Origin of the sequence: Pseudomonas sp. PDM32 (assembly GCF_019219225.1) — a bacterium.
Lineage (GTDB): Bacteria > Pseudomonadota > Gammaproteobacteria > Pseudomonadales > Pseudomonadaceae > Aquipseudomonas > Aquipseudomonas laurylsulfatiphila.
The window spans coordinates 1-20847 of the sequence record NZ_JAHUWE010000020.1 but is presented as its reverse complement, the minus strand read 5'-3'; the positions used below and the strand labels follow the sequence as shown (position 1 = coordinate 20847).

Here is a 20847-nt window from a genome sequence, read left to right as displayed (position 1 = left end):
GACGAAAACACGCGCCGTTACCGTGATTGCTAAAAGACACCCCGAGCAATGGTGACGGCGTCTCCCGGCAAAAGTGGTGAGTCGAACGAGCCTTTATGCGTTTGCGTGACCGGGCCCTGATCTCGACCGATGGTCATTCGACTTTCGGAGCCACGCTTGGTCAGGCCGCCCGCGAGGGCGACAGCACGCCTCAGTGTCAGCCCAGCCTGATAGGGGTAAACGCCCGGGCTGCGTACTTCGCCGCTGATAAAAAACTGCCGGTAGCGCGGCAAACTAACCGACCCCCTTGGGTCGACCAGGTAGTCACCACGCAATTTGTCGGCAATCAGCTTCTCGATCTGCGCTGCAGTCTTGCCCTGCGCATTGATCTCTCCAATAAAGGGATAAGTAAGACTGCCCGCGTCAGTTAATCGAAGATCATTAAAGCTCAGGTCCTGCTCACCCACTACATCGATACGTAAAACATCACCTGAAGACAATCTGTATTGGGAGTTCCCTTGAGCCAATAATAACGTGCTCTTGAAAAATAGCAGCCCGATCAGGACATAAAAAACATCGACAATTTCATAAACTTAAACACTCTTGAAAGACTAACCGCCGATGAGTAGTAACATCGTGCACTCATCTTGAAAGGCCTCGGATGATGGTAGCTAAATTGCTCTCAGCGACCAGAAGCACTCAAATACCCCATGGCCAACTACGCAAAAGCAATGCCATTACTTTGTTTCTCACAATGAAAGTTGAAGCACTGAATACTTGAGAATATGGTTAATCCCAAGCGAGGGAAATTACGTATTCAGGTTCCACGTACGCAGTGTTTGTGTCTGCAAGAAAAATCCTGACCTGCACGAACGGGTGTTTGGACTAGAGTTTGATGCCATGCGCATGCTTAAACAGCCTTAACTAGGCCGCCGAGTTTGGTGCGCTCTTCAATCCAACACAACAGGTCGACCTCACTCATGGGGCGCGCAATGAAATACCCTTGTACGGTTGGCCCTCCCAATTTCTGCAAGGCTCGATAGTCACACGCTGTTTCCACACCTTCGACCACCACGCTCAAGGCCATTTTTTGCGCCATAAACAGAGCCCCGGCGACCACTGAGGCCTTGCGTCCATCGTCGCCAATGCCACGCACGAACTCTGCTGGAATTTTCAACTCGGAAAATGGTAGTTGCAGCAAACGCTGAATGTTCGAGGCGCCGGTGCCAAAGTCATCAATCGACAGATGGCAGCCCTGCATGCGTAAGCGCAATAGACCTTCCAGGTGTGCAGCCGTAGTCTGCAACGACGGGTTTTCGACAATCTCCAACGTGAGCACGTTGGCAGGTAGCCCGAAGCGCCCCAACAGCGCCAATACTTGCCGAGCAAAATCATCCCGCTCGATCATCGACGGTGGGATATTGACCGATACTGGCAGGCGTTCACCGCGCTCGCGCAGCACTCGCGAGGACAACGTCAATGCCAGTTCCAGCATCCGCCAGGTTAACGGTTCAATCAGTCCGGCACTCTCCACTGCGCCCATGAATTGACCGGGTGACATCAACCCATGGCTAGGATGTTGCCAACGGACCAACGCTTCCACACCTGCCAGCTGCCCCTCAAGACTCACTTTGGGCTGGTAATAGGCAACCCATTGCTCAAACATACCCGCGCCACTGATGCGCTGACCGGGAGCAACCTGATGTAACTCTTCCAATGAAAACCGCTGTGATATCTGCTTCAGTGGTAGTGATTGAGCGTCTTGAGCAACAAGATTCTGATAAGTCTCCAGCAACTGGCACAACGCTTCAAGCGACATGGGTTTGCACAAACTACCAAGCACTAAAATCCCCTGTGATCGGGCGAAATGGGCCGCACCGTCAAGTATGCTTTGGTCATTGCTACTCAGGATGATTAGCGCACGAGCCAAGCGGTATTTGGCCAAAAACCGTATCATGTCGAGGCCATCTTGGCCGTCCATCTGCAAATCGCAAATGGCAATATCGACCGCTCCTCGATTGGCTAGTGCTTGCTGGGCGACCTCCACACTGTCCGCCGTCAGCACATTGAAGACCTGAATGGCATTTAGCATCTTGTGTAAGGCCATTAACTGGAACGCGTGATCTTCAAGAACCAGCACATTAAGTGAGCGCAACGCAACACCTCTATAGTTTAAGTAGTTTTATTCAAGGCCAACTTATCCCGCTCAGCGAAAGTTACCCGCGCAGAAAAAATACACCACGGCTTATACCTTCACACTACGACCAATTAAGCCCTAAATATAGCTAGGTTCGGGCCGCTGTTATCTCCAAGAGTGCGATTATCACCTGCTCGAACCGCCTTGGTATGCAAGAAATTTCTTAATCTCCAGCAATCTATTTTTCTGCGCAGCTTGCCCCGGAGACATTTTAAGAAATTTCTTGCAGACAAAAAAAACACCGTGATTGAAACTGGCCAGGTTGCACCACGTTAAGCACCTTTATGCCCCCGGCCCTGGGGGCTTTTTATCTTTTACTGAAAAACTTCGTCGATGTGGTACTGCGGCACCCTTAAGAGTTGTCTGTTCGATCAACCGTGCACGCTTGCCGTGCCGAGCAAGTCGAGTTTAGGTGCTATCGATGTCTATTCGTCCCAACAATCATCATTAAGACAACTAAATTGAAAAGCCTCCTCGCACTCTTGATATCCCTACTATCAATTTCCTACGACACAGCCGAAGCATCGCTAACATGCAAATCTTTCTTTCATGTACCTGGACGGCCTCATCAATACGCTTACGCGGAGCGAGCAGAATATGATGGCGAAAAAAAAACCAGAGCCGACATTCCGTCATGTGATTTATTAAGGAGGGGCAGTGTTACAGCCAAGATGGAGAAAGATGAAATCTTTTCCCTTCTGGCAATGGCCATGGTCGAAAGAGATTGGCAAACAGGCGTTAACGGTCGGGGCCACAATATAGGTTCGATTCTCGTAGACAACTCAAACAGGCCAGTATTTTGGGCAAGAAACACCATAAGAAAGGACGACGACGCCACGCAGCATGGAGAGGTTCGTCTGATGCAGGGCTTCTTAAAATGCCCGGGTGTAGGAAAGTACATCAAAGGATATAGCGTCTATACAACACTAGAGCCATGTGCCATGTGTGCGGGGATGCTCGCAATGACTCAAGTTGATCGTGTCATCTACCTACAACGAGATCCGGCCTATGGAGGTATTGGTGAGAGACTGAAGAGGAGCAAATACCCTAGAACTTATGAGGAAGATACGCCTAACCAGCTAACTCAAAAAAATAAACTTGATCATGCATTTGAGGTATTTCAAAAGGAAAACGACAGCATTACAGATTTTCTGCTTACGGATGAAGCTCATCGGATCTTCGTGTCGGCTGGACGTGCATTAGCAAAATATCAGATATTAAACCCTGAAAATGAGAAAATACTAAATTCAGCACGAGCCTATCTATCAAAAATTACGAAAAAAGAACATGACGAGCAAGCCATGGAAGTCTGCCAGACTTTTAACGATTCACGGGCAAATTAGTGCTAACTTACTTTCACCATAGCTCAGGCTTTCAAGCTCGCGCCTGGAGACGTTGTGGGTTTGCTGAATACGCTCGTCTAACAGGCCTTCGAATTGGCTTTTAATCTGCCCCCTCGCCATCGCCATCGCCATCGCTGTCAGCTTGCCTGGTGCAGGCCTAGGCTTTGCTGGAACTCTCCCGAATGCTGGCATGGCATATGGAATTGGAAGAAGACTTCAAGGATGCACCTGCCACTTTGAACAGCCAGTCTAAGGAGTGGCAACAACTTATTTTCTGTTTGCTGTCGAGACCATCCTGTTGTATTTAGGCGGTCCGCGCGCAAGCCTCGATGTCCGGACGAAGATGCAACGCAGATGCTCATGAACTGTTTTAAGTGATATGGGGCCTTGAGACCAGGAAGCTCACGACGTCTTCCCGGAAAGATTCTTTGCTTGCTCCCATCCCTCTGGATCTACAGACCTCAACAGCGCCAGAAACTCAGATCTCACCCGCCCCACATACGCCATCACCCTCTCCATCGCGAACTCATTATTCGACTCGCTGATAAACCGTCATAGCAATAAGGCTCTTCCCGTCTGCAGTCGGCCGGGTGGTAATTTGCCAGCCCGACGCAGTCCCTAGGTTTGCAGGCGTCGTACTGAGACAGGTTGCCGTGACCGGGAGCGGCGCTGTCGTAAACGCTGATCACGTGCAATGAGGCGCCACAAGCGTTCGCCAGGTGCCGGGCAGCCTCGATGATCGAATGATTACCGTTGCGCATGCGACGTGGTTGATTGCATGGCAATGAAGTAGGCGCTTATGCTGCAGCCTCAGCCTCGCGTCCTTACTTTGCTTGCTTTGGTTCAGGCTTTTTCCTTGTGCGTGTCTTGCGGTCGCTGACCGTTGACGAGCGCAGTTGCACTAACTGCTGCTCCAGCGTATCGCCCCGCGCCTGCTGTGCAGCGGCGTATTGTTGTGCTTGACTCAGCGCGACCTGAACTCCCTCAATCCTCTGCTGCAACTGCTCAAGTTGGTGGCCTGCCTCCTTTACTTGGGCAGTCCTGCGCTTGCCCTCCTCCCGAGCAAGGTCGACCTCACGGTGCGCACGATCTTCGACCCCACGGACGTAGCTCTCCTGTGCGACGCGCTCCTGCTCGGCCTTGAGCCGCAACTCCTGCAGCTCCTGCTGCAATGTCAGGTTCTGCTGGTGGGCCTCGTGTCGTTCACGCAATAGGCCCTCACGCTGCTGCTGCAGATCTTGAATCTGCGCCGCACGCTGCTCGAGCAGCAACTCTAGGTCTGCCAAACGGGTTTCGCTGACTTGTTGCGCCGCCTGCGCCGCAGCGGATTGTTGCCGCGCCAGTGCGGCGTCCTGACGCGCCAGATCTTCGACCGCCGCCACCCGTTCGCGCTCCGCGGCCAGCACCTGCCGCTGCTCGGCCAGCGCCTGTTCGGCGACGCCCTCACCCGTATGGTCATCGACGATGTTTCGGCTTCCGCGCGCATGGCCGCGCCTTTGACGCGCGTGCTACCCAAACTCGCCACGTTCGGCCTGCGCAGGCTGGCTCAGTCTTTGTGGTCATCGGAGGATGGCGTACCGCGCACGCGATTCAACGCGAACGTGTCGGCCAAACGTGTCTGGGACTCGGTGACACTGGACCTGGCCACCGTGAAACAGATCAAAGGCACGGTGCCGGGGGCGACGATCAACGACGCGGTGCTTGCAATGATCGGCGGCGCGATGCGCCGCTATTTGCAGGCAAAAGACGAACTGCCGGAAAAATCCCTGGTGAGCATGGCGCCCGTCAATACGCGCCAGGCAGGGGCCGAGCGCACGACCAATACGATTTCAATCCTCAGGTTCCCGTTGGGTACTGACATGGAAGACCCGCTTGAGCGTCTTCAGGCGGTACAACTCGCCACGGCGGAATGCAAGGCGATCCAGAATGCGATTGGCGCCCATGAACTGACGAATCTGCAGAAGTTCACCCCACCGGCGACGCTGGGCCTGGCCGGCCGCCTGGCGACACTGACCGGCGGGGGCGGCAAGGGCCCGGTCTTGCTGCACAACTGCATGGTGACCAACGTCCCCGGTCCCAACACTGAGCTCTACCTGCTCGGGGCGAAGCTGGTGCACTGGGGCGGCATGGGCCCGTTGGCCGATGGCATGTCACTGATCTGGAACCCGACCAGCTACTGCGGGAAGATGTTTATTTCATTGACCAGCTCACCGAACATCGTTTCCGATCCGGATTTTCTCGCGCGCTGCCTGCTGGACTCCTATGAAGAAATGAGTGAGGCGGCCAGACAGGTGACCACAAAAGTGGTGGGCAAGCGCCGCAAACAGGGGCCAGGCAAGCCAAGGCAACTCCGGACTCCAGCCTGAGCACTGGCGACTGCCTGATCTTGCGCCCGATGTAAAGGAAGAACAGATCTGTCAGGGATCGCTCTTCGGCTTGGGGTTTCTGGTATTCATCCCGAGTTTTACAGGCGCAAGACTGCACGGCCCCGGGAAATGGATTAATCCGATTACGACTAATGCCTAGTGCTTATCGTGATTAACCTCGGTGGAAAGTTCCGGCCCAGCAGCAATACTCCACTCTGTTTCGAAAACCATTCGAGAATAGCGTGGGGCAATAAGTCATGAACTTGAGCGTCTGCGAAGCGAAAGAGTCTCGAATTTCGTTAATCAAGCGATGCCTGCGTCAGCCGTTACTGCACTTCTTAGTTGCCGGTTTTGCACTCTTCGTACTGTACGGCGGTTTGCACCCTTCAACGGTCAATCAAGATCCGCAACGCATCGAGATTACCCCTGAAGTTGTTCAGCGGCTCGCGATTTCCTGGCTGGCACGTTGGCAACGCCCCGCCTCGGAACAACAGTTGCAGGCCCTGATTGATGACTATGTGAAAGAGGAAATCCTCTATCGCGAAGCACTGAAACTTGGCCTGGACAAAGACGACACCATCATTCGCCGCCGACTGGCGCAAAAAATGGATTTCCTCGCCGAAGATGTCGCTTCACTTCGCGAACCGGCACCCGGTGTACTTGAGACCTGGTACAACCAGCATCAAGACCAATATGCCCCGCCCCCCCTGGCGAGCTTTCATCATGTGTTCTTCGCCCTGGACAAACGCGGCGCGGATGCACAGGCCCAGGCTCAGGCCGCGCTGGGAGGGCTGACTGACAGGAACAGCGCTGAAGGCGATGCGTTCATGTTTAAAAACGCCTACACGGAGCAATCACAGGATCAAGTGGCGCGGGTCTTCGGTTCAAAGTTCGCCCTTTCGTTGTTCCAGCAAACGCCGGGACGTTGGGTGGGGCCTGTGGAATCAGGTTTCGGCTGGCATCTGGTGTGGATCGATACGCTGGCCAAGCCACCGGCACCGGCTTTCGAAACCGTGGCCCAGCAGGTCAAGTCCGATTGGTTGTCCGAGCAACGCAGCGAATCGAAACGCGCGAATTTCGATGCACTCAAAGCACGCTATGAAGTCGTGGTGATGATGCCTGCTTCCGCCGCTGACGTTGCCGCTATCCAGACGGAGCGGCCGTGATGAGGCGCAGGGTCTGGCTGTTGTTGCTGCTCGGGTTCATGGCATTGAGCGCCATGGCCCATGAGTCGCGCCCCGCGTACCTGGAACTCAACGAAACGGCTGCCGGGCGCTATGACGTACTGTGGCGCACACCGGTGCTGTCAGGCATGCGCTTGCCGATTGCGCTGCGGTTTGCCGAAGGTGTGCGTACTGTCGTTGACCCGGTGGAAAGCCAACTGAACGACTCGTTGATCGAACGCCGGGGCATTGAAGCCGGTCCCGCCGGCCTGGTCGGGCAGCGCATCGAGTTTGTCGGCCTGCAAGCGAGCATCACCGATGTGCTGGTGCGTGTCTCGCGCCTGGACGGCAGCCTGACCACCACCCTAGTCCACCCCGCGCAACCCTGGATAGAAATCGCTACCACGCCGGGAATGTTCTCGGTGGCCGGTGCGTTTCTGATCCATGGCGTCCAGCACATCCTCGGGGGCTTCGATCACTTGCTGTTCGTCTTCGGTCTCCTGCTGCTGGTGGGTAATGGCTGGATGCTGGTGAAGACCATCACCGCGTTCACCCTCGCCCACTCCATCACCCTGGCGCTCGCCGCATTGGGGGCGGTGCAGCTTCCCGGCCCGCCTGTGGAGGCGACGATTGCCCTGAGCATCCTGTTGCTGGCGGTGGAAATCGTCCGCAAGAACCGGGGCGACGTCAGCTTCACCATCCAATGGCCATGGGTGGTGGCGTTCTGTTTTGGCCTGTTGCACGGCTTTGGTTTTGCCGGTGCGCTGGCGCAGATCGGCTTGCCCCAGCGCGACCTGCCGCTGGCGCTGTTCACGTTCAATGTCGGCGTCGAGATCGGCCAGTTGATGTTCGTCGCCGCCGTGCTGTGCCTGCGAGCGCTGTTGCTGCGTTGTCGGCTGCCACGGTCCGCGCTCCTGTATGCCCGACCGATGGCTGCCTACGGGTTGGGAACCCTGGCGGCCTTCTGGTTTTTCGAACGAGTCTCGAGTTTCTGGGCCTGAACTTCACCCTGTCACTGCCGTATTCCGGAGACGTGGAATATGAAAACACCAACACACCTCACCACGCCGTCACTGCTCGGTTGCGCCGTGCTCACTGTCAGCACATTGGCATGGGCAGAGGGCAATCCGGACCGCGAGGTTTACTTTGGCCAGACGCACTCGCACAGCTCCTGGTCGATCGATGCCTACCTGATCGGCAACCATCAGGTCGATCCCGAGCAGGCCTACCAATACTCGCTTGGCATGCCAGTCAAGCATCCGATGGGGTTTGAAGTGCAGCTCAAAGGTCGACCGCTGGATTTTCATGGCGTGACCGATCATTCGGAATACGTCGGCGTGATCGCCCTGGCCAACGATCCGAAGTCAGACTTCAGCAAACTGCCCATCGCGCAAAAACTGATGGTCAAGACGCCGGCGGATTTCAACCGGGTGTTCAAGTGGATCGCCGGCAGCTTGAACGACCCCATCAAGGAACTGATTGATCCGAAGGTGGCCGGCAACATCTGGCAGCAGAACATCGCCATCGCCGACAAGTACTACAAGCCCGGCAAGTTCACCACCTTCGTCGCCTATGAATGGACCTCGGCACCGAACAACCAGAACATGCACCGCAACGTGTTTTTCCGCGACTCGAAGAAGGTGCCGGACCTGCCCTTCACGGCCCTCGACTCGAACAAACCCGAGGACTTGTGGAGCTGGATGGACGATCAACGGAAAAAGGGCAACGAAATACTGGCGATCTCCCACAACGCCAACCTCAGCAACGGCCTGATGTTTCCGGTGGACGTCGATGACCGTGGGCGGCCCATCGATGCCGCCTGGGCAGAAGCGCGGATGCGCAATGAATCCCTCACCGAAATCCACCAGGTCAAGGGCACTTCCGAAACCCACCCCGAACTGTCGCCAACCGACGAATTTGCCAATTATGAAATCATGAGTTTCCTGCTTGGCATCGACAACAGTACGTCGAAAATCAATGGCAGCTACATCAGGCAGGCCTGGCAAAATGGCATGGCCATGCAGGAAACCCGTGGGTACAACCCCTATAAAATGGGCGTAGTCGGTGCCAGCGATTCGCACAACGGAGTGATTCCCTATTTGCAGAGCAACAACTTCGGCTCCCACGGATTTACTGACAGCACCCCGGCCGCGCGCCTCTCTGGCAAAGACAACTCGGGCATGGTCGCCTTGCAAACCAGCACCTCCGGCCTGGCCGGCGTCTGGGCGGAAGAAAACACCCGTGAATCGATCTTCGATGCGATGAAGCGTAAAGAGGTCTACGGCACCAGCGGCGTGCGCATTCCCGTGCGCATGTTTGGTGGCTGGGGCTTCGACAGCAGTCTGTGGAACGAAAAAGACTGGGTGCATGCCGCCTACGCCAAGGGCGTTCCCATGGGTGGCGACTTGCCGGCAAAACCGGGTAAACAGGCACCGTCCTTCGTGGTTTGGGCGGTCAAGGATGCCGACGATGGCAACCTCGACCGCATCCAGATCATCAAGGGCTGGACCAAAAACGGCCAGACCTTCGAGAAGATCTACGACGTCGCCTGGGCCGGTGATCGCCAACCGGATCCGGTCACCGGCAAAGTCCCTCCAGTGGGCTCGACAGTCGATGTGTCCAAGGCGACCTACACCAATACCATCGGTGCCACCGAGCTGAAAAAAGTCTGGGTCGATCCGGACTTCGATCCGGCCCAGCACGCGTTCTACTACGCCCGCGCGCTACAGATCCCGACCCCGCGCTGGAGCACCTATGACGCAGCCAAGCTGCAAGTACCGCCACCGGCCGACGTCTCGCCCACCGTCCAGGAGCGCGCGTGGACCTCACCGATCTGGTACACACCGACAGCCGAGGACAGCAAGACTGTCGCTGCCGGCAAAACCATCGATCAACTGAAAACCGAAGGCGCCAAAGCGCTCACCAACGAGCAATTGCAAACCTTCGTGGTGGGCAAAACCATCAAGGTGCGCAACACCGTCACCGGCCAGACATTCGAAATCGTCTATGGCACCGACGGCCAACGCCTGGTCGCCAGCGTCGATGGCAAGGCGCCCGCACAGGGGGAATACCTGAACATACTGCATGGTGGTCAGTTCGGCGTACCGGCCAAGTATGAAATCAAGGACGGGCATCTGGTGACAACACTCGGCGGCACACCTTTCGAGGCCACGGTATTCGAGCAGAACGGCAAGTACGTGGCGGCTCGCAGCAATGAGTTCGGTTATGTGAATTATGAGGTTGAAGCGGTCAAGTAGCGTCCTTCGCGCAGCCATCCCTCGCGCCGGGGATGGCTGGAACGCTGAACCTCACTCGACCGGGCCTTCTCGAACCATGTCGAAAAAGGTCGTCAAGATACGCCGCGTGCTCTGCGCGCGCAGGCACACCAATGTCTCGGTGAAATGCCGCTGACAGTCAACGATCGGCAAGCCGCGAAGCCGTGAATCCGAGCCCAGTTCGGCGGCCGAGACGACCCCGACGCCCATGCCGATCGCCACCGCCTCGCGCGCGGCTTCACGCCCCTCCACTTCGATGGCCTTGCGGATGTGCAGGCCCGCCGCAGCCATCTCTTCTTCCAGGGATAAGCGCGTGACCGAGCCCTGCTCGCGCAGGACCATGGGCGTGTCGTGCAGGTCGGCCAGGCAGATGGACTCGCGTTGCGCCCAGGGGTGGTCCTGGGCGACGAAGGCCAGCATGGGATCGCTGCGCAAGTGCAGTGTCATCAAGCGGTCGTCTTCGATGTTGCGCCCCAGCAGGGCGATGTCGGCCTGGTGACTGAACAACCGCTGCAGGACCTCATCGGTATTGGCGGTTTCGATCTTCACATCGATACCGGGGTAACGGCTGCAGAAGCGTGAGACATAGGGCAGGACGTGCACCGGCGCATCCACGGCAAGGTTCAGGGTCCCGGTCGACAGGGTGCGGTAGTCCGTGAGCATGTCGTGGGCATCGACACTGATATCGAACAGGCGCTGGGTCAGGCCGAACAGCCGCTCGCCCACCTCCGTCAGGCGCACCAGGCGCTTGTCGCGGTAGAACACCATCACCCCGTAATAATCCTCGAGCTTGCGCACCTGGTCGGATACCGCAGGTTGCGACAGGCAGAGTTGCTCGGCCGCGCGGGTGAAGCTGCCATTCATGGCGACGGCGTGAAACGCCTTGAGTTGGGTATGGGAAATCGTCATTGGTGCACCTTGCTATAGGTTCAACTTATTCGTTCATACGATAAATCGATTTTATTTATGAACAGTGAACTGCAAGCATGATTTTCACAAGTGCTTCCCCTCGTACTCACCAGGATTGCTCTATGGAAATCGAACGTTTCTCTGCAACAAAACGCCGTTCGGACATGGTTCGCTACGACAACCATCTGTACATCGGTGGCCAGGTTGCCACCGATCTCAGTGGCGATATCGAGGCACAGACGCGCGAGGTGCTGGCCGCTATCGAGCAGCTTTTGCTCAGTGCCGGCAGCCACCGCGAGCGGGTGCTTTCGGTGCGCATCCTGCTCGCCCATCGCGAAGACTATGAAGGGCTGAACCGGGTCTGGGATGAGTTTTTCCCTGAAGGCCATGCCCCCACACGCGCTTGCACCCTGGCGCAGCTGATCGACCCCGGTTGGCGCGTGGAAATGATCGTGGTCGCCGCGTGCGGCTGATTGCGTCCAAAACCCTGCCTCGAACCGATCCAACGGAGATGACCCCATGCGCCCCTACTGGCTGGACCAGGCCCTGAAAAATCAACCCGCTGCGCCCTGCCCTGCGCTGCAACAGAACACCCGCGCCGACGTCTGCATCGTCGGCGGTGGCTATACCGGTCTGTGGACCGCCATCATGCTCAAGGAACAGAATCCCGAGCTGGACGTGGTCATCGTCGAAGCCGACATCTGCGGTGCCGGTGCCAGCGGGCGCAATGGCGGCTGCGCGCTGTCATGGTCGGCCAAGTACTTCACCCTGGAGCGCTTGTTCGGCGTCAAGGAGGCGATACGCCTGGTCAAGGAATCGGAGCAGAGCATCTACGCCATCGGCACCTTTTGCGAAAAGTACGCGGTGGATGCCGATTACCGTCTCGACGGCACGCTCTACACGGCGACCAACCGCGCCCAGGTCGGCTCGACCGACGGGGTGATCGCGGCGCTGGAGCGCCATGGCATCAACTCTTTCGCCAAATGTGCGCTACCTGACGTGCAACGCATGGCCGGCTCGGCCCGGCACATCGAGGGCTGGTTCTCGCCGGCGGCTGCCAGTGTGCAACCGGGCAAGCTGGTCCGTGGGCTGCGCCGGGTGGCACTGGAACTGGGCGTGCGCATTTACGAGGGCACGCCGATGACCGGCCTGGAAGAAGGCATGCCCGCCAGCGTCAATACGCCAAACGGCAAAGTGACCTGCGACCGGGTCGTGCTGGCGATGAACGCCTGGATGGCCCGCGCCTTTCCACAGTTCTCGCGGTCGGTGGCCATTGTCTCCAGCGACATGATCATCACCGAGCCGCGACCGGACTTGCTCGAGCGGATCGGCCTGACCAGCGGAGTCACCGTGCTCGACTCGCGGATTTTCGTGCACTACTACCACAACACCCCGGACGGCCGGATCATGCTCGGCAAAGGGGGCAACACCTTTGCCTACGGCGGTCGCATCCTGCCGGTGTTCGACCAGCCATCGCCCTACGCAGGGCTGTTGCGCAACACGTTGACAGAGTTCTTTCCGGACTTTGCCGACGTTGGTATCGCCGCTACCTGGAACGGCCCTTCCGATCGCTCGGTCACCGGCCTGCCTTTCTTCGGCCGCATGGGCGCGAGCGGCAACGTCTTCTACGGTTTCGGCTATTCCGGCAGCGGCGTGGGTCCGTGCCATATGGGTGGGCAGATCCTGTCGTCGCTGGTGCTCGGGGTGGACAACCCCTGGACGCGCTCGCCGCTGGTGCAAGGTCCGCTTGGGCATTTTCCACCGGAGCCGGTCCGCTACCTGGGTTCATTGATGGTGCGTAACGCCATTCGCCGCAAGGAGCACGCCGAAGACCACAACCGACCTCCCCGTCGACTTGACGTGCGCCTGGCGAAATTTGCCGCGGCCGCCGGCAAGGCGGACAAGGGATAAGCGCCCCCGCCCCGAAGCGAAATTTCACGCTAACGAACAGAAAACCCCGCCCGGTCATGCACCGCGCGGGGTTTTTCTGCTGCCTTTGAATGCCTGCTGCTGATGAACCCTCCAGGCTCAGGCCGCGTGCTACCTCAGTTATAAGCTCAGCTTGTTTGTGACATGTGATAAATCGATTTCAGTTATTTGATGCCAGATGTTTTTATCAACCCATGCATCACTCCCCCACAAAAACAACACCGCCGGAGAAGATCATGACCAAAGCCGAATTCCCGACTACCCAGCCACTGGCAACCCCAGCCCTGGGTGAACCCTACCTGCTGACCCCGGGCCCGCTGACCACCTCCAAAGCCACCAAGGAAGCCATGCTGCGTGACTGGGGATCATGGGACGGTGCCTTCAATCAGGTCACCGCTGAAGTTCGCCAGAAACTGCTGGGCATGGCCGGCGTAGAGGATGACAGCTTCGCCTGCGTGCCACTGCAAGGCAGCGGCAGCTACTCGGTGGAGGCCGCGTTGGCCACCGCCATCCCCCGTGACGGCAAAGCCCTGGTGCTGATGAACGGCGCCTACGGCCAGCGCGCCACCAAGACCCTTGAGTACCTCGGTCGCGCGTTCATTACCCTGGACAAGGGCGATTACCTGCCGCCCCAGCCCGAAGAAGTGGACGCCCTGCTCAAGGCCAACCCCGACGTCACCAACGTCTTCGTCGTCCATTGCGAAACCAGCTCCGGCATCCTCAACCCGCTGCGTGAAATCGCCGATGTCGTGAAGGCCCACGGCAAGAGCCTGATCATCGATGCCATGAGCTCCTTCGGCGCCGTGCCGCTGACGGTGAAGGACATAGCCTTCGACGTGGTGGTGTCCTCCGCCAACAAGTGTATCGAGGGTATCCCGGGCTTCGGTTTCGTGATCATCCGCCGCTCCGTGCTGGAAGCCGCCAAAGGCCGCGCCAACTCGCTGTCCCTCGATCTCTTCGAGCAATGGGCCTACATGGAACGCACCGGCCAATGGCGCTTCACTCCGCCGACCCACAGTGTGGTGGCGTTCCACAAGGCACTGGAGCAGCACAGCGACGAAGGTGGCGTACACGGCCGGTTGGCGCGCTACACCCGCAACCGCGACGTGCTGGTTGCCGGCATGCGCGAACTGGGTTTCAAGACGCTGCTGGAAGACCGTTGGCTGTCGCCGATCATCACCACGTTCTTCAGCCCTGAACATCCCAACTTCGATTTCACGCGCTTCTACGAAGAACTCAAGGCCCGCCAGTTCATCATCTACCCCGGCAAGTTGACCGTTGCCGAGAGTTTCCGCATCGGCTGCATCGGCCAGATCGACGAATACATCGTCCACCAGTTGCTCCGCGCTATCGCGGACAGCCTGGTCGCCATGGACGTGGACATGTTCAAGCCCGCGGCCTGATCGACCCCTTTAAAGGTCTCTGCCGATTCGAGCGAAGGTGCAATGGGTAGCGCCTTTGGGCAGGGATCTTTTTTTAAACCATGGATTCGATGACGTACCGCTCGGCAGCGCCGGGCAGGAGTCAGCGATCGCGTAATTCATGAATCAAAGCCTGATGCCATTCGCATGTTCATCTGTCGATGTCGTGCGAATGGACAGACTTGTGCACCGAAAACAAAAACAAAAACCGACCAATTTGCGCTGTCTGGCACCACATACGGGATCAGTACACCATGAACAACACGACAAGCCCCCTCGCAACCGGCTGGAAATCCCTCCAGCGTTGGCGCGTGCAGATTTTCCTGATTACCTGGGTGGCGTATGCCGCCTTCTACTTCACCCGCAAAGCGTTCTCCGTGGCCAAGCTGGGTATCGGCGAAGACCCGAACTTCATGCTCGAAAAGGCCATGATGGCCAACCTCGACGCCCTCTACCTGACGGCCTACGCCGTGGGCCAGTTCCTGTGGGGCAACTTCTCCGACCGGTTCGGCCCAAGGGTGGTCGTTCTCAGCGGCCTGGTCATTTCGGCGGCGGCGGCGCTCCTGATGGGGACCTACGCCACGCTACCGATCTTCGTCTCCTGCATGCTGGTCCAGGGTCTCGCCCAATCCACCGGTTGGTCGGGCCTGTGCAAGAACGTCGGGAGTTTCTTCAGTACCAGTGAGCGTGGCCGCGTACTCGGTTACTGGAGCACCTCGTACGCCTTTGGCGGTCTGGTGGCCACGCCGTTTGCCGGCTGGTGGGCCTATCAGGCCTATCACGACTGGCGCATCGCGTTCATCAGCAGTGCCGTTGTCGTGCTGGTGGTGGCGGTGTTGTTCTATTTACTGCAACGCAACCGTCCGGAAGACGTAGGCCTGCCTGCTGTCGAAATCGAGATCGAACCGGTCAGCAACGTCGTGGTTCCCCGCGAAAGCATGTGGGCCGGTATACGGACCGTGATGAAAAATCGCACCGTGCTGATTCTCGGCCTGGCCTATTTCATGCTCAAGCCCGCGCGCTACGCCATCCTGCTGTGGGGTCCGGTGATCATCTACGAACGCATGCCCGAGATCGGCAAGGTCGCGTCCGCCATCGTCCCCACCTCGTTTGAGCTGGCAGGTCTGGTAGGCCCCATCCTCATCGGTATCGCCTCAGACAAATACTTCGGCGCTCGTCGCATACCGGCCTGCGTGCTCAGCCTGGTGGTCCTCACTGTCTGCCTTGGACTGTTCGTTCCCGCCATGCAAAGCGGCAGCCTGTACATGGTGGTCGGCCTGCTGTTCATGATGGGCCTGACGCTTTACGGGCCGGACTCGATGATCAGCGGCTCGGCGGCCATCGACTTCGGCAGCAAGGACGGGGCTGCTTCCGCCGCGGGCTTCGTCAACGGCTGTGGTTCGATCGGTGCGGTCCTTGGCGGCCTGCTGCCAGGCTACTTCGACACCATCACCGTGTTCCTGGTGTTCACCGGCGCCGCACTCCTGGCCAGCCTGATGCTGGTGCCCTTCTGGAACAGCCGGCCGAAAACACTGGAAAACCCGCTGCTGGTATCGACCCCGGTACAACCGGTCATTGTCGGCACCACGCCTTGAATTCGTACTACCCACTCACCTTTCCCTGGAGCAATCATCATGCAATACAAACAACCTTCCCAACTGCAAGCCGTGGTTCTGGACTGGGCGGGCACCGTCGTTGATTTCGGTTCCTTTGCCCCCACGCAGATTTTTGTCGAAGCCTTCGCCGAGTTTGGCGTAGCGGTCTCCCTGGCAGAAGCCCGGGGTCCGATGGGCATGGGCAAGTGGGACCACATCCGCACGTTGTGCAACGAGCCGCAGATCGCCGCACGTTACCAGGCAGCCTTCGGACGCCTGCCGACGGATGACGATGTCACTGCCCTCTATGAGCGCTTCATGCCCTTGCAGATCGAGAAGATCGCCCTGCACTCGGCGCTGATTCCCGGTGCGCTGGATACGATCGATGCCTTGCGCGACAAGGGTCTGAAAATCGGTTCGTGCTCGGGTTACCCGGCGGTGGTCATGGAGAAAGTCGTCGAGCTGGCGCGCAAGAACGGCTACGTCGCCGACCACGTCGTGGCCACTGACGAAGTACCCAATGGCCGCCCGCACCCGGCCCAGGCCCTGGCCAACGTGATCGCTCTGGGCATCAGCGATGTGGCCGCCTGCGTCAAGGTCGACGACACCTGGCCAGGCATCCTTGAAGGCCGCAGTGCCGGTATGTGGACGGTCGCATTGACCTGCTCCGGCAACGCACTGGGGCTGACCTATGACCAGTTCAGGAACTTGCCTTCGGACAAGCTGGCCGAAGAGCGCGCCCGCATCACCCGGATGTTCGAAGGTTCGCGCCCGCACTACCTGATCGACACCATCGTCGATCTACCGGCCGTCATTGAAGACATCAATGCACGCCTGGCTCGTGGCGAAACCCCTCAGGACTCCTGACCCTGCACGGCTTGCGCACCTGACAGTGACCGTCCTGTGGGCGGTCACACCCCAAAACAACAAGAGAACCCGATCATGAACTACGCCCACCCAGGCACTCCCGGTGCCATCGTTTCCTTCAAGTCCCGCTACGGCAACTACATCGGCGGCGAATTCGTCGCACCGGTCAAAGGTCAGTACTTCACCACCACCTCACCGGTGAATGGCCAACCGATTGCCGAATTTCCCCGCTCCACGGCCGAAGACATCGACAAGGCTCTGGACGCTGCCCACGCCGCTGCCGATGCCTGGGGCAAGACCTCGGTGCAGGACCGCTCCCTGGCGCTGTTGAAAATCGCCGACCGCATCGAGCAGAACCTCGAACTGCTGGCCATCACTGAAACCTGGGACAACGGCAAGGCCGTGCGTGAAACGTTGAACGCCGACATCCCGCTGGCCGTGGACCACTTCCGCTACTACGCCGGTTGCATCCGCGCGCAGGAAGGCAGCTCAGCTGAAATCAACGAAAACACTGCGGCCTATCACTTCCATGAGCCGTTGGGCGTGGTCGGGCAGATCATCCCGTGGAACTTCCCGATCCTGATGGCCGCCTGGAAACTCGCCCCGGCCCTGGCTGCCGGTAACTGCGTGGTGCTCAAACCCGCCGAGCAAACCCCGCTGGGCATCACCGTGCTGGTCGAACTGATCGGCGACCTGCTGCCACCGGGCGTGCTGAACATCGTGCAAGGCTTCGGCAAAGAAGCCGGCGAAGCCCTGGCCACCAGCAAACGCATCGCCAAGATTGCTTTCACCGGCTCGACCCCGGTCGGCTCGCACATCATGAAATGCGCCGCCGAAAACATCATTCCGTCCACCGTGGAGCTGGGTGGCAAGTCGCCGAACATCTTCTTCGAAGACATCATGAAGGCCGAACCGTCCTTCATCGAGAAAGCCGCCGAAGGCCTGGTGCTGGCGTTCTTCAACCAGGGCGAAGTCTGCACCTGCCCGTCCCGCGCCCTGGTGCAGGAGTCGATCTACGACGAATTCATGCAGGTGGTGATGAAGAAGGTCCTGCAAATCAAACGCGGCGACCCGCTGGACACCGACACCATGGTCGGCGCCCAGGCGTCCGAGCAGCAATTCGACAAGATCCTTTCGTACCTGGAAATCGCCAAGGGCGAAGGTGCCGAGTTGCTGACCGGCGGCAAGGTGGAAAAACTCGAGGGCAACCTGGCGAGCGGGTATTACATCCAGCCGACGCTGCTCAAGGGCACCAACAAGATGCGCGTGTTCCAGGAAGAAATCTTCGGTCCGGTGGTGAGCATCACCACCTTCAAGGACGAAGCCGAAGCCCTGGCCATCGCCAACGACACCGAGTTCGGCCTCGGCGCCGGCCTCTGGACCCGCGACATCAACCGCGCCTACCGCATGGGCCGGGCGATCAAGGCCGGTCGTGTATGGACCAACTGCTACCACCTGTACCCGGCACACGCCGCGTTCGGCGGCTACAAGAAGTCCGGCGTCGGCCGTGAAACCCACAAGATGATGCTCGACCACTATCAGCAGACCAAAAACCTGCTGGTGAGCTACGACATCAATCCGTTGGGCTTCTTCTAAAACCCGGAAATGTAGGAGCTGCCGCAGGCTGCGATCTTTTGATCTTTGCTTGTCGGTGGCTCCCATTGCCTGTTCAAAAGATCGCAGCCTGCGGCAGCTCCTACAGGGCTGGATGCTCTGCTCCCCTTGATCGCCCCTTTGGAGCCCTCGATGAAAATCCGTTACAAGGTGAGCCTTGTGGCTGCTTGTGTGCTGTTGGTAACCACCAGTCTTCTATCGCTGGTTCAGGTAGAGCAGATCCGTAGCATTTTGCGTCACCAGGTCGAGGCGAGCATTGCCGAATCGAGCAGTGCGGTGGCACGTCAGATCGAGAACTGGCTGAACGGCAAGCTTCATCTGATGGACCTGGCCTCCCAGGCGATCGATCGCCAATACAGTGTGCAAGCGACCCAGCGCATCATCGACTCGCCCATTCTGAAAGACGAATTCAAGCTGGTGTTCGGCGCCCTTGAGTCAGATGGAAAACCCATCAAGAACACGGCGGCGTGGAATCCGAAACCCGACTATGACGGTCGCACCCGTCCCTGGTACGCGACGGGAAAGACCGGCAACCAAGCCGTCCTGACCGAACCCTACAAGGACTCCACCACGGGTGAAATCCTGATCTCGGCCGTCGCCCGGATCAGCGATGCGGGACAGTTGCTCGGGGTGTTTGGCGGCGACATCCGCCTGACCACAGTGGCCGATGCCATCAATACCCTGGATTTCGGCGGAGCCGGTTATGCGTTCCTGCTCAGTAAAAGCGGCAACATCATTTCCCACCCGGACGCCGAACTGAACGGCAAGCCCTACAGTCAGCTTTTTGCCGGGAGCGCCCTGCCCCTCGACGGTCAACTTCAAGAGGTGCGCAGCGGCGGGAAATCCCTCCTGGTGTCCTTCATCCCCCTCTCCGATCTCAAGGGCATGGATTGGTACATCGGCGTGGTCCTGGACCAGGACATCGTCATGGCCGCCGCCCATACCCTGAGTTGGCGAGCCGTGATCGGTACCGGCCTGGGCGTGCTGCTCAGCCTGTTGGTGTTGGGCCTGCTGGTCAGGCGACTGCTGCGGCCGCTGGAACAACTGAAGGACTCGCTGGCAGACATCAATCGCGGTGAAGGCGACCTGACCCGCCAGCTGCCGGTGATCGGCAATGATGAAATTGCCCTGGTCGCCGGGGAGTTCAACCAGTTCCTGCACAACCTCAAAGCACTCATCGGCGACGTGAAAAACAGCTCGCAACAGGTCCGCGAGAGCACCACCGCGACCTCGTGCGAGGCGGATCAGGCCGCCAGCCGCATACAGGTGCAGTTGCAGGAACTGGATCAACTGGCCACCGCCATGACCGAGATGGCCTCGACCGCCGAAGACGTCGCGCGCAACGCGCAAACCGCTGCCGAAGCGGCGATTGCCGCTAACGAAGAAACCGCCGATGGCGTCGCTCTGGTTTCCCGGTCTACCGGGGCCATCAAGCGCTTGGCCGAGGAGATGGACGCCACCGGCCATGCGATCAATGACTTGTCCACCCTCAGTCAACGCATTGAATCGATTGTGGCGGTCATCACCAGCATCGCCGACCAGACCAATCTGCTCGCCCTCAATGCCGCCATCGAGGCAGCCCGTGCCGGTGAATCGGGACGCGGGTTTGCGGTCGTGGCCGATGAGGTGCGCTCCCTGGCCTCGCGCACCCAGCAATCCACCCAGGAAATACGCGAGATGATCGACCAGCTGCAGACCGGGGTAAAACATGCCCAGGCACGTATGCAGCAGAGCCGCGACACGGCCAGCAGGACGGCCGGGGATGCCAATGCCGCCAATGACACCCTCGAACGCATACGCGAGGCCATTTACCGCATCAATGACATGAACCTGCAGATTGCCGCGGCGGCTGAAGAGCAAAGCGCCACGACCGAAGAAATCAACCGCAACACCACCAATATCCGCGACATCAGTATTGAAGTCTCCGGCAGCGCGGACAAGCAGGCTCGCCAATGCTCAGCCATGGTGGAGCACGTCGGCCAGCAAGACAAACTACTCAGTCGCTTCCGGATTTGAATGTTGCATTTGCCCGAATGCTTGAGCTGCAAACCCGTAACAGATCACAAAAACAACTATTCCACCGAGGTAAGAAAGATGAGTGCGGCTTCCCTGTATCCCGTTCGTCCCGAGGTTCTGGCCAACACCCTGACCGACGAGGCGACCTACAAGGCCATGTACCAGCAGTCGGT

Annotated in this window: 17 protein-coding genes and 1 pseudogene; 14 read left to right on the top strand and 4 right to left on the bottom strand. The window is 58.6% G+C overall.

From position 1 onward, the window contains the following. Window positions 1-29: 29 nt before the first annotated feature. Both KW846_RS28615 and KW846_RS28610 read right to left on the bottom strand, forming a co-directional pair. On the bottom strand, window positions 30-506 hold the full coding sequence (locus KW846_RS28615; protein ID WP_256356897.1) for a polysaccharide biosynthesis/export family protein: 477 nt from the start codon (window positions 504-506) through the stop codon (window positions 30-32). A 383-nt stretch (window positions 507-889) separates the two neighbouring features. Further along, a complete protein-coding gene (locus KW846_RS28610) occupies window positions 890-2134 on the bottom strand; it encodes an EAL domain-containing protein (RefSeq protein ID WP_218486309.1) in 1245 nt (414 codons plus the stop codon). A gap of 503 nt (window positions 2135-2637) precedes the next feature. Between KW846_RS28610 and KW846_RS28605 the strand changes: the two genes are divergently transcribed. Further along, window positions 2638-3519, top strand: a complete 882-nt coding sequence (locus KW846_RS28605) for a nucleoside deaminase (protein WP_218486308.1) — start codon at window positions 2638-2640, stop codon at window positions 3517-3519. Window positions 3520-4343: 824 nt separating this feature from the next. On the opposite strand, the gene KW846_RS28600 is transcribed toward KW846_RS28605, so the two are convergent. Beyond that, window positions 4344-4901: a hypothetical protein gene (locus tag KW846_RS28600; protein ID WP_371321782.1), complete on the bottom strand. Its 558-nt coding sequence runs from the start codon at window positions 4899-4901 to the stop codon at window positions 4344-4346. On the opposite strand from KW846_RS28600, the gene KW846_RS30610 reads away from it, so the two are divergent. From KW846_RS30610 to KW846_RS28580, 4 genes are all read left to right on the top strand, one after another. Beyond that, window positions 4851-5885 carry a WS/DGAT domain-containing protein gene (locus tag KW846_RS30610; protein ID WP_371321781.1) on the top strand — a complete coding sequence of 345 codons (1035 nt, stop codon included), beginning with the start codon at window positions 4851-4853 and terminating at the stop codon, window positions 5883-5885. The genes KW846_RS28600 and KW846_RS30610 overlap by 51 nt on opposite strands. A gap of 257 nt (window positions 5886-6142) precedes the next feature. Then, window positions 6143-7051: a peptidyl-prolyl cis-trans isomerase gene (locus tag KW846_RS28590; RefSeq protein WP_218486307.1), complete on the top strand. Its 909-nt coding sequence runs from the start codon at window positions 6143-6145 to the stop codon at window positions 7049-7051. Continuing rightward, on the top strand, window positions 7051-8049 hold the full coding sequence (locus KW846_RS28585) for a HupE/UreJ family protein (RefSeq protein ID WP_218486306.1): 999 nt from the start codon (window positions 7051-7053) through the stop codon (window positions 8047-8049). Before KW846_RS28590 ends, KW846_RS28585 begins: the two co-directional genes overlap by 1 nt. A 39-nt stretch (window positions 8050-8088) precedes the next feature. Continuing rightward, on the top strand, window positions 8089-10305 hold the full coding sequence (locus KW846_RS28580; RefSeq protein WP_218486305.1) for a DUF3604 domain-containing protein: 2217 nt from the start codon (window positions 8089-8091) through the stop codon (window positions 10303-10305). Between the two features lie 51 nt (window positions 10306-10356). Here KW846_RS28580 and KW846_RS28575 read toward each other — a convergent pair whose 3' ends face one another. Beyond that, window positions 10357-11232: a LysR substrate-binding domain-containing protein gene (locus KW846_RS28575; protein WP_218486304.1), complete on the bottom strand. Its 876-nt coding sequence runs from the start codon at window positions 11230-11232 to the stop codon at window positions 10357-10359. A gap of 122 nt (window positions 11233-11354) precedes the next feature. On the opposite strand from KW846_RS28575, the gene KW846_RS28570 reads away from it, so the two are divergent. The 9 genes and pseudogenes from KW846_RS28570 to KW846_RS30595 form a co-directional block, all read left to right on the top strand. Beyond that, window positions 11355-11705 (top strand): RidA family protein, encoded by a 351-nt coding sequence (locus KW846_RS28570; RefSeq protein ID WP_218486303.1) that lies wholly within the window; start codon window positions 11355-11357, stop codon window positions 11703-11705. 46 nt (window positions 11706-11751) lie between these two features. Beyond that, the gene (locus KW846_RS28565; protein WP_007970215.1) at window positions 11752-13143 is read left to right on the top strand and encodes an FAD-dependent oxidoreductase; all 1392 of its coding nucleotides are present in this window, start codon (window positions 11752-11754) and stop codon (window positions 13141-13143) included. Between the two features lie 254 nt (window positions 13144-13397). Further along, the gene (locus KW846_RS28560) at window positions 13398-14564 is read left to right on the top strand and encodes a 2-aminoethylphosphonate--pyruvate transaminase (RefSeq protein ID WP_218486302.1); all 1167 of its coding nucleotides are present in this window, start codon (window positions 13398-13400) and stop codon (window positions 14562-14564) included. Between the two features lie 272 nt (window positions 14565-14836). Continuing rightward, a complete protein-coding gene (locus KW846_RS28555; RefSeq protein ID WP_007970213.1) occupies window positions 14837-16177 on the top strand; it encodes an MFS transporter in 1341 nt (446 codons plus the stop codon). Between the two features lie 39 nt (window positions 16178-16216). Next, window positions 16217-17044, top strand: a complete 828-nt coding sequence (gene phnX, locus KW846_RS28550) for a phosphonoacetaldehyde hydrolase (RefSeq protein ID WP_218486301.1) — start codon at window positions 16217-16219, stop codon at window positions 17042-17044. A 75-nt stretch (window positions 17045-17119) separates the two neighbouring features. Further along, window positions 17120-18640 carry an aldehyde dehydrogenase family protein gene (locus tag KW846_RS28545; protein WP_218486300.1) on the top strand — a complete coding sequence of 507 codons (1521 nt, stop codon included), beginning with the start codon at window positions 17120-17122 and terminating at the stop codon, window positions 18638-18640. 150 nt (window positions 18641-18790) lie between these two features. Continuing rightward, window positions 18791-19816: pseudogene (locus KW846_RS30605) on the top strand (cache domain-containing protein); the annotation flags it as partial. Between the two features lie 144 nt (window positions 19817-19960). Next, entirely contained in the window at window positions 19961-20674 is a 714-nt protein-coding gene (locus tag KW846_RS30600) for a methyl-accepting chemotaxis protein (protein WP_371321783.1), read from the top strand. Window positions 20675-20752: 78 nt separating this feature from the next. Beyond that, window positions 20753-20847 (top strand): hypothetical protein (locus KW846_RS30595; protein WP_371321739.1); only part of this gene is annotated, 95 nt, incomplete at its 3' end.

What these genes read in the sequence shown, in the direction of transcription:
- KW846_RS28590 (WP_218486307.1), top strand. Translation starts at nt 6,143, where the DNA reads ATGAACTTGAGCGTCTGCGAAGCGAAAGAGTCTCGAATTTCGTTAATC.
- KW846_RS28555 (WP_007970213.1), top strand. Translation starts at nt 14,837, where the DNA reads ATGAACAACACGACAAGCCCCCTCGCAACCGGCTGGAAATCCCTCCAG.
- KW846_RS28545 (WP_218486300.1), top strand. Translation starts at nt 17,120, where the DNA reads ATGAACTACGCCCACCCAGGCACTCCCGGTGCCATCGTTTCCTTCAAG.
- KW846_RS28585 (WP_218486306.1), top strand. Translation starts at nt 7,051, where the DNA reads ATGAGGCGCAGGGTCTGGCTGTTGTTGCTGCTCGGGTTCATGGCATTG.
- KW846_RS28560 (WP_218486302.1), top strand. Translation starts at nt 13,398, where the DNA reads ATGACCAAAGCCGAATTCCCGACTACCCAGCCACTGGCAACCCCAGCC.
- KW846_RS28575 (WP_218486304.1), bottom strand. Translation starts at nt 11,232, where the DNA reads ATGACGATTTCCCATACCCAACTCAAGGCGTTTCACGCCGTCGCCATG.
- KW846_RS30600 (WP_371321783.1), top strand. Translation starts at nt 19,961, where the DNA reads ATGACCGAGATGGCCTCGACCGCCGAAGACGTCGCGCGCAACGCGCAA.
- KW846_RS28565 (WP_007970215.1), top strand. Translation starts at nt 11,752, where the DNA reads ATGCGCCCCTACTGGCTGGACCAGGCCCTGAAAAATCAACCCGCTGCG.
- KW846_RS28570 (WP_218486303.1), top strand. Translation starts at nt 11,355, where the DNA reads ATGGAAATCGAACGTTTCTCTGCAACAAAACGCCGTTCGGACATGGTT.
- KW846_RS28580 (WP_218486305.1), top strand. Translation starts at nt 8,089, where the DNA reads ATGAAAACACCAACACACCTCACCACGCCGTCACTGCTCGGTTGCGCC.
- phnX (WP_218486301.1), top strand. Translation starts at nt 16,217, where the DNA reads ATGCAATACAAACAACCTTCCCAACTGCAAGCCGTGGTTCTGGACTGG.